Consider the following 6,193-nt stretch of genomic DNA (forward strand, 5'->3'; position numbering starts at 1 on the left):
CCCCGATGGCCCCCGCAACGATCAGCTTCTTCTTGTCCATCTCGCGCCTCCAACGCCGGATGTAGCAGTTCTATCCCTCGAAGGTCCGGTTTGGAACCGACCCTATTTCAGCGGTTCCTTGCGCAGATCGCCGTACATCAGCTCCTCGACGAACTCGACGCACTTGAACTGGTTCAGCCGCGCGTCCTCGCCCACCCGCTTGTACAGGTTGAAGCTCATCTTCCACGGCTTCGTGAACGTGGCCGGGTCGGTGATCGTCGCCTCATAGCGGATCGTGCCCGGACCGGTCGGCGTCCAGCGCTCTTCCACCGTCATCTGATCGGAGTGGAAGTTGCCCGCACGGTCGAACCAGGTGCGGTCGTTCATGCCGGTGACCTTCACCACCAGCGTGTCGCCGTCCCACGTCGCGACCGACTGGCCCATCCAGCTATCGACCGGCGCCGGGCCTGGGTCGGTGAACAGGATGTTCCGCACCGCGCCAGCGTACTCGTACGCCACGATCATCGACTTCTCGGATTGGAAGATCTGGAACGGCAGGTGCATGTAGTTGGCGCGGGGAACGCCCGGCAGGTAGCACTTCACCTCGGGATCGAGGTTCAGATAGTCCTCGCGGTTGGCGTCGCGCTGCTTCTTGGCGTCGGCCGTGTAGGGTATTTCCCCGCCTTCCACGATACCCAGGCCGCCCGGCACGGCTCCGACGGCGCCCAGCGCCACCACCGCCTTCGCGGGAACGGGGTTGTAGGGGCCCGGACGCATCTGCAGGGCGGCGCGCGCGGCGTGGGGCTCGATGTCCCAGTTCGCCGAGTTCATCGCCTGCCAGACGCCGTTCAGGTCCGGATGCTTGCCGTCAGGACCGCGCGGGGCCTTGTAGGCCGCGGCCGCCTTGGCCTTGGGCTGCGCCTGCGCCGCCACGGGGGCGGCTGCCGCGAGGCCGACCACCGCCAGCGCCGCCACGATGCTCTTCATGATCCTGCTTCCCCCAACTCGGGCCCGGCTCTTGGTCCGGACTCTCCTGGCCAACCTAGACAACGTTCGCTTGCCGCGCCAGCCGACGCGACGTTTTGAGAAACCGGTGCGCTGCGCTAAAGCCGCCGCCATGACGCTGCGCCCGCTCTTCGCCACCCCGATCTACGAGGCGACCCTTACAACAAACCGTAGCTTCGAAAATTTCAACCAGGAGATTTTGGAGGCCTGCCACGCCCTCGCCGAGGAAGACCGGGCCGGTCGCGCGTGGAGCAAGGCCCACGGCTACGGCGGCTATACGTCCTACGGCTCCCTCGACGACCTGCCCCAGCGGATGAGCGTCTTCGCCGACCTGAAGACCCATCTGGACCGGCACGCCAAGGCGTTCGCCGAGGCGCTGCACTACGACCTTCGCGGCGGCCGGCTGCGGCTCGACAGCCTGTGGGTGAACGTCCTGAAGCCGGGCGCCGGCCATACCAGCCACATCCACCCGCACAGCGTGATCTCGGGCACCGTCTATGTGGACACCCCGCCCGGCGCCAGCGCGCTCAAGATCGAGGATCCGCGCCTGGCGATGATGATGGCCGCGCCCGCCCGCCGCGCCGACGCGCCGGAGGAGGCGCAGGCCTTCGTCTATCTCCAGCCCAGCCCCGGCACGATCTTCATGTGGGAGAGCTGGCTGCGCCACGAGGTCCCTTCAAACCGCGCGAAAACGCCTCGCGTCAGCGTCAGCTTCAACTACGGCTGGCGGTGACGCCGTCGTCCGTGCTCCTCTGGAGGGCATGGCGGACGAGCCCAATTCCGACAACGTGTTCCCACCTCTGACGGCGCGCGCCCTCGTGCTGGGCGAGCGGATCGACACGGCGGGCCTGGAGCGGCGCGACGCGCTCTCGACCGTGCCCCTGGCCTTCCGCGTCGGCGACCAGGGAATGGCCGTCGTGTCCCGCTACGGCGTCGTGGTGCTGATCGGGCTCGATCCCGTCGCGGAGGACGAGGTGCTGCGAGGGATCGCCTCGCGCGTCTCCGGACCGTTCGAGAAGCGCGAAGAGGAATCGATCACGCTCGCACCTGCCGCCGGCGACGAGCGGGTGGACGCGGACGGCGTGGTCAGGATCGCCGACCGCTCGCCGGCCCGCCTGCTGATCGCGGCCCACGTGGTCGCCGTCAGCGCCCTTCTCGCCCATCACGAGCGGCAGGTGGAGGAGGTGCTGGACACGGTCGAGCCCTGGGCGGGCGACCTCGCCCACACCGGCCGCCGTCACGGCGCGCGCCGCAAGGTCATCCGGCTGATCGGCCAGGCCCTGCTGGTGCAGCATCGGGTCAGCGGCCGCGTCGCCGTGGGCGACAAACCCGACCTGCTTTGGGACCGCCCCGATCTCGAACGCCTCTACGCCCGCCTCGCCAACGAGTTCGAGCTGAAGGAACGCGCCGAGGTGCTGAACGACAAGCTGGGCGTCATCGGCCAGACCGCCCGCCTGATGACCGACCTCATCGACACCGAACGCTCGCTGCGGCTCGAGGCGGCGATCGTGGTGCTGATCGTCCTCGAACTGGGCCTGACCCTGTTCCAGATGGCCCAGCGCCTGCACTGAGCGTCAGCGGTCGGCGATCACCTGCGGGGCGGCGAACTTCGTTCCGAAGAAGTCGCCCTTGTTCCACAGCGGCCGGGCGTCGGCGTCGGCGATTTCGCGGGCGATCTCGTAATTGATGCGCGCGAACTTGGCGCCGGCGGCCCAGTCCAGCTCCTGGGAAACGTCGTCGCAAGGCTTGTGGTAGCAGCCCGCGAGGAAGCCGCGGAACTTGGCCTCGCCGCCGTTCTGGAAGCCGGTCATGAGGAACGTCGACGGCACGCCCGTCTCCACGAAGCGGAAGTGGTCCGAGCGCGTGAACAGCCCCTCCTCCGGCATCGGGTCGGGCGACAGCGCCACGCCTTCGCGGCCGGCCGCGTTGCGCACGGCGGCAGCCAGCGTCGAGCGCTCGGCGCCGAACGCGATCACGTCGGTGAAGTCGTAGGTCAGGATCGGCATGTCCAAATTGACGTCGGCGACGATCGTGGAGCCCGACAGGGTCGGATTTCGGGCAAAGTACTCGGCCCCCAACAGGCCCTTCTCCTCGCCGGTCACCGCCAGCACCAGCACCGAGCGGCGCGGCGCCTTACCCGAGGTCTGGAATGCGCGCGCGACCTCCAGCGTCGTGGCGATCCCGCTGGCGTTGTCGAGCGCGCCGTTGTTGATCCCGTCGCCCTTCACCGGCGGCGTGACGCCGATGTGGTCCAGGTGCGCCGACAGCACCACGACCTCGTTCCGCAGCTTGGGATCGCTCCCCTCGATCAGGCCCGCGACGTTGGCGCTCTCCAGGATCTTCGTCTCGGTCCGAACGGTCGCGTCCAGCCTGGTGGCCAGGGCGAAGCGGGGCGGATCGCCCTTCGGCTTCTCCGCGGCCGCGGCCACCTCGGCGTAGGTCTTCTTCGCTCCGGCGAACAGCTTCTCCGCGCCCGCTACGCTGACCGTCGCGAGTTGCGGCGTCTGCAGCGCCACGTCGTTGGGCGACCCGTCCGGCTTTCGCCAGGTCATCGCCCAGCTCTGCCAGGTGCGCTTGCCCTCGGCGAAGGGCCGGCGCTTCTCGTCGGACGGCAGATAGAGCGAGATCATCCCGATCGCCCCGTGCGCCGCGGCCTGCGCGCGCTTGGTGCGGCCGTTGGCGTAGTAGGCGCGCTCCTCCGTCTGGAAGCTCGACGGCGCGCCTTGCAGCACCACCACGATCTTCCCCTTCACGTCGAGGCCCTTGTAGTCGTCGCGCCTGTGCTCGGGCGCCACCACGCCGAAGCCCACGAAGACGAGCGGGGCCGACACCTGCCGCTCGGTCTGCCCGAGCGGCTTGCCCGGCATGACATCCTCGGCGAACACCAGCGGCGTCTCGGCGCCGTCCCGCCCCTTGACCACGAACCGGCCCTCGTCGGCCGGACGCACGGCCAGCAGAGGCACGGGCTGGAACCATCCGCCAGCGCCCCCAGCCGGTCTCAGCCCCAGTTGGGCGAACTGCGAGGCCACGTAGTTGGCCGCGATGTCGTAGCCCTCCGACCCTGCCTCGCGCCCCTTCAGCAGGTCGGACGACAGGAACGTGACGTGGGCGCGGACGCGCGCCGCCTGGGCCTGCGAATCGGCGGCCTGCGAATTGGGCGACTGCGCCGCCACCGGCCCCGCCAGCACCATCGCGACCGCCGCGGCGACGGCGAACTTCGACAGATTCATGAAAACTCCCGAGTTTGCCCAGCTCTAGCGCAGAGCTTGCAGGCCGCGCCAGTTCGCGTTCGCGTAACAGGGGAATTCCTCCCCCGGGAAGAGATGAAACACCGAAAGTATAGTTAACGACGCGGGAATACCCTTGACGGTTGAGAAATACCGTTACCAGTCTGTTACCACACGCCTGCGGTTGTCTCGGGGAAGCTGCAGCGTAACTCAACCTATGGGGTGGCAGATGTCAGCTTCCAAACTAAAGTATTTACTGTTGTCCTCGCTGGCGGCCGGCGCCCTTGCCTCGGCCACGCCGGCGTCCGCGCTTACGATTCAACTGAATGACATCGGCGGCGTGACCGGCTCGGCGGCCGAACTGGGCTTCCAAGTCGCGGCCAAGTACTGGGAATCGGTCTTCACAAACGACGCGACGGTCCGCCTCGACGTTGGCTACGCGCATCTGGGCGCGAACATCCTGGGCCAGACGGGCAGCACGCTCGCCACCTACGTTCCCATCAGCGACTACCAGGCCGCGCTCGCGGCCACCGGCACCAGCAATCTGGACGCCATCGCCGCGGCGAACTTCGCTCCGCTGAACAGCAACGGCGGCGTCGAAGTGCTGGTCCCCGGCTACTTCAATCCGGCGACGCAGAACGGCGTCGATCCGAACACCAGCCGCCTGGCGCCCGACAACAACATCAACCAGACGATCGCGCTGTCGACCGCCAACGTGAAGGCGCTGGTCGGCAACGTCTACGATCCCACGATGGCGGACGGCTCGATCACCTTCTCCAGCGACTTCGCCTTCGACTTCGATCCGCGCAACGGCGTTGCGGCCGGCTCGTACGACTTCATCGCCGTCGCGGTGCACGAGATCGGTCACGCCCTGGGCTTCCTCAGCGGCGCGGACGACTTCGACTACTCCGCCGGCGCGATCCCGGACATCGACGACTACTGGTGGGGCTACGGCCTCGACATGTTCCGCTACAGCGCCAGCGGCGCCGGTGGCGATCCGATCCTGGACTGGCGTCCCAACGCCGATTCCTACTTCTCCATCGACGGCGGCCAGACGGCCCTCGGCTATTTCTCGACGGGCGAGAACTTCGGCGACGGCTGGCAGGCCTCCCACTGGAAGGCTCCGACCCAGGCGCCGTTCTGCGACGGCCTGCTGGGCGTCATGAACCCCTACGCCTGCAACGGGCGGACCGGCACGGTGACGGGGCTCGATCTGGCCCTGTTCGACGCCATCGGCTGGAACGTCAACGTCGACGTGCTGGCGAACTCCTACGAGTACACCACCTCGCAGATGGCTCAGGCCTACCTGCCCGAACCCTCCACCTGGGCCATGATGATCATGGGCCTGGGGGCGACCGGCGCGCTGCTGCGCCGCCGCCGCACGGCGCTCGCCCTGGCCCGCTGATCGGCCAGCGCTGAACAAGGAAACGCCGCCGGGGAGACCCGGCGGCGTTTTGCTTTGGGCGATGAAAGGCCAGAGCGTCTCGCGACGCCCGCAGCCAGGCCTAGCTGTCCAGGAAGCTCCGCAGCTTCCGCGACCGGCTCGGGTGCTTCAGCTTGCGCAGCGCCTTGGCCTCGATCTGGCGGATCCGTTCGCGGGTCACGCTGAACTGCTGGCCCACCTCTTCCAGCGTGTGGTCGGTGTTCATGCCGATACCGAAGCGCATCCGCAGGACGCGCTCCTCGCGTGGGGTCAGCGACGCGAGCACTCGCGTGGTGGTCTCACGAAGATTGCTCTGGATGGCCGCGTCGATCGGCAGGACCGCGTTCTTGTCCTCGATGAAGTCGCCCAGGTGGCTGTCTTCCTCGTCCCCGATCGGCGTTTCGAGCGAGATCGGCTCTTTGGCGATCTTCAGGACCTTGCGCACCTTCTCCAGCGGCATGGCCAGCTTTTCGGCCAGTTCCTCCGGGGTCGGCTCGCGGCCGATCTCGTGCAGCATCTGGCGGCTGGTGCGGACGATCTTGTTGATCGTCTCGATCAT

General features: G+C 67.9%; 6 protein-coding genes. 3 read left to right on the forward strand and 3 right to left on the reverse strand.

Annotated elements, in window-relative coordinates; genetic code table 11:
• Window positions 1–102: 102 nt before the first annotated feature.
• A complete protein-coding gene (locus Q0L11_RS11925; RefSeq protein ID WP_296597499.1) occupies window positions 103–966 on the reverse strand; it encodes a hypothetical protein in 864 nt (287 codons plus the stop codon).
• A 130-nt stretch (window positions 967–1,096) separates the two neighbouring features.
• On the opposite strand from Q0L11_RS11925, the gene Q0L11_RS11930 reads away from it, so the two are divergent.
• Window positions 1,097–1,717: a TIGR02466 family protein gene (locus Q0L11_RS11930; RefSeq protein ID WP_296597500.1), complete on the forward strand. Its 621-nt coding sequence runs from the start codon at window positions 1,097–1,099 to the stop codon at window positions 1,715–1,717.
• Window positions 1,718–1,745: 28 nt separating this feature from the next.
• Complete coding sequence (locus Q0L11_RS11935) at window positions 1,746–2,555, forward strand: RMD1 family protein (RefSeq protein ID WP_296597501.1); 810 nt, start codon at window positions 1,746–1,748, stop codon at window positions 2,553–2,555.
• A gap of 3 nt (window positions 2,556–2,558) precedes the next feature.
• Here Q0L11_RS11935 and Q0L11_RS11940 read toward each other — a convergent pair whose 3' ends face one another.
• Entirely contained in the window at window positions 2,559–4,214 is a 1,656-nt protein-coding gene (locus Q0L11_RS11940; protein ID WP_296597502.1) for a M28 family metallopeptidase, read from the reverse strand.
• 256 nt (window positions 4,215–4,470) lie between these two features.
• Between Q0L11_RS11940 and Q0L11_RS11945 the strand changes: the two genes are divergently transcribed.
• Window positions 4,471–5,616 carry an NF038122 family metalloprotease gene (locus Q0L11_RS11945; protein WP_296597503.1) on the forward strand — a complete coding sequence of 382 codons (1,146 nt, stop codon included), beginning with the start codon at window positions 4,471–4,473 and terminating at the stop codon, window positions 5,614–5,616.
• Between the two features lie 100 nt (window positions 5,617–5,716).
• On the opposite strand, the gene Q0L11_RS11950 is transcribed toward Q0L11_RS11945, so the two are convergent.
• The coding region (locus tag Q0L11_RS11950; RefSeq protein WP_292088927.1) for a sigma-70 family RNA polymerase sigma factor at window positions 5,717–6,193 on the reverse strand (477 nt) is incomplete at its 5' end.

The organism is Phenylobacterium sp. (assembly GCF_024508875.1).
In the GTDB taxonomy this organism is placed as follows: Bacteria; Pseudomonadota; Alphaproteobacteria; order Caulobacterales; family Caulobacteraceae; genus Phenylobacterium.